Consider the following 2027-nt stretch of genomic DNA (forward strand, 5'->3'; position numbering starts at 1 on the left):
TAATGCAATTTATGATGATTTTACTCCTTCATCAAATGAAGAGGCACAACAACGGTGGATTGAAAGAGCAACTCATTTTTATGAAGAAATGAAAGGGGTTATCAAAGAAGCGCAATTTTTTTACCATCAATATAATCTTCATGCCGCATTACAATATCTTGTTATCGAAGATCAATCACTATCATATCTTGTTAGTTCGCTGTATGTTGCTCTTAATGCGCTCCATAAACATTTTACGCAAAACCAATAAGTTTCAAGCGGCATCTTGGATACTAATGGTAACTTCTTTGCCAAGAGTAATAAGAGTGGATTCTAAAGAGTCTAATTTTGTTGCGTGGTTTAAATCCAACAATCGGTCAATTTGTATTGGATTGAGTTTTAAAAGACGCGTAAGATCAGCTTTGCGTAAATTCTTTTCAACCATAGCGTTATGTATTGCAATTTTTAAAGTGACTAATGAAGATACTTCAACAAAAGGATAGGCAGTATCACGAGCCCCAAAAGGGACAACTTCTCGATCTTGGAAACGTCCCATAATAACTGTTAAAAGCGCGTTTTTAGCATTTTCTAAAGCCTCTTTTTCGTCGTTACCATAGGTAATAAACTCCTGAAAATCTTTGCAAACGACAAGAAGAGTATCGTTGTCATCTTTGATAAATTTAAGTGCATATTTCATTTACATCTCCATATTCAGACTTACTTTAGGTCAAGATCTTTAAGAATCTTTTGAACTAATCCCGTTCCTAATTCTTTCCGCGTACCATGCATAGGTAAAACGGATTTTTTAGAACCACGTTTTACAAGCAAATGGCCACCTTTCCCTGAGGTAAAACTGCAACCATGTTTTGTAAGATATCTTTTTAATTCTTGACTGTTCATAAATATAATATAACATCTAAAATGTTTAAATACAACATAAATGTTGTTATTTGTATAAAATTAAAGATTGGCTTTTAAAATACTAAGTTTTGATCAAAAAAATTAAAAATATACAATATCGTGATTTTTCTATTGACAATACGTGAAAAATCGTATTTATTAGCAGCACGGCACTAGTCTTATTGTATCTAAAATTCAAAAATATTCCCTAAAATTTGATAAAGTATTAAGCTCTAAAAATGGTTTAACATGCTGTTTTTATTGATAATAATTGGCTAATCTATTGTGCAAATGTCAAAAGCCATTAAATGACATTTATTGACCAATGATGTCATTAATTAATTGCCTCAAAAGGAGCAAAGATGAAAGTAATCATCACCAAACCAATGTGTGTTGTTGGCGACAACAAAAGCACTGTTCGTTTTGAAACATCAACTTTAAATAATCCATTTGTAGAAGTTTCTAATCAAGTCTACGCACGCCTCAAACGCGCCAATGCTGCAAAACCCTTTGTTGAAAGTAAAACCACAATAAAATCTGAAAAGATAATTGAACCAATTAAGCCAATAGAAAAAGAAGTGGTACAAGCATCTTCTGAGCCAAGTGCAGAAGAAGCTTCACTCCAACAGAGCGAAACATCTAAAGTTTCCAAATCATCAACACCTCCTGCTAAAAAGCTTAAAAATTGAAATTAATTATCCATCAAAAGTGGTATCTTCAACAAGTAAAAGATACCTTTACCAATCTTCAAGCACCACGCCTTAATTGGGCTTTGCGGAATGCTATCAACACCGCAGCAAAACAAGTAGAGCGCTTTACTGAGAAGCAAGTTGCTGACATCTCATCAGCCCAATCAAAGCGCGTTAAAAAAGGCGTTTATATTAAAGGAAAGGCTACAGCTAAGTTTCTTGAGACAGATATCATTGGTTCTGGAACACCCTTGCCTCTTAAATTTTTTAAAGCAAAAGAGACAAAACGCGGTGTGACTTACACAATGTTTGGAAAGCAAGAAATCTTACCTCATGGTTTTATTAAGGGGGGGCGTTTTCCAAAGCGTGTTGATTTAAAAATGGGGGGGAATGTGTTTCAAAGAGCCGACGGAGACCAATTCCCCATTGCAAAACAAGAAGGACCATCAATTGCTAAAG

Annotated in this window: 4 protein-coding genes and 1 pseudogene; 3 read left to right on the top strand and 2 right to left on the bottom strand. The window is 34.4% G+C overall.

Going from position 1 to position 2027, the window contains the following annotated elements; all coding sequences use genetic code 11:
* Nucleotides 1–250: pseudogene (locus BN202_RS10015) on the top strand (hypothetical protein); the annotation flags it as partial.
* Nucleotides 251–253: 3 nt separating this feature from the next.
* Here BN202_RS10015 and BN202_RS08475 read toward each other — a convergent pair.
* Nucleotides 254–676: a type II toxin-antitoxin system HicB family antitoxin gene (locus BN202_RS08475; protein WP_019220216.1), complete on the bottom strand. Its 423-nt coding sequence runs from the start codon at nt 674–676 to the stop codon at nt 254–256.
* Nucleotides 677–696: 20 nt separating this feature from the next.
* Nucleotides 697–879 (bottom strand): type II toxin-antitoxin system HicA family toxin, encoded by a 183-nt coding sequence (locus BN202_RS08480; RefSeq protein ID WP_019220217.1) that lies wholly within the window; start codon nt 877–879, stop codon nt 697–699.
* Between the two features lie 362 nt (nt 880–1241).
* Between BN202_RS08480 and BN202_RS08485 the strand changes: the two genes are divergently transcribed.
* Complete coding sequence (locus tag BN202_RS08485) at nt 1242–1568, top strand: hypothetical protein (RefSeq protein WP_019220218.1); 327 nt, start codon at nt 1242–1244, stop codon at nt 1566–1568.
* Nucleotides 1565–2027, top strand: a 463-nt coding sequence (locus BN202_RS08490) for a hypothetical protein (RefSeq protein WP_019220219.1), incomplete at its 3' end; no start/stop codon positions are given. The genes BN202_RS08485 and BN202_RS08490, both read left to right, overlap by 4 nt.

The organism is Bartonella florencae (assembly GCF_000312525.1).
Taxonomy (GTDB): domain Bacteria; phylum Pseudomonadota; class Alphaproteobacteria; order Rhizobiales; family Rhizobiaceae; genus Bartonella; species Bartonella florencae.

What these genes read in the sequence shown, in the direction of transcription:
- BN202_RS08480 (WP_019220217.1), bottom strand. Translation starts at nt 879, where the DNA reads ATGAACAGTCAAGAATTAAAAAGATATCTTACAAAACATGGTTGCAGT.
- BN202_RS08485 (WP_019220218.1), top strand. Translation starts at nt 1,242, where the DNA reads ATGAAAGTAATCATCACCAAACCAATGTGTGTTGTTGGCGACAACAAA.
- BN202_RS08475 (WP_019220216.1), bottom strand. Translation starts at nt 676, where the DNA reads ATGAAATATGCACTTAAATTTATCAAAGATGACAACGATACTCTTCTT.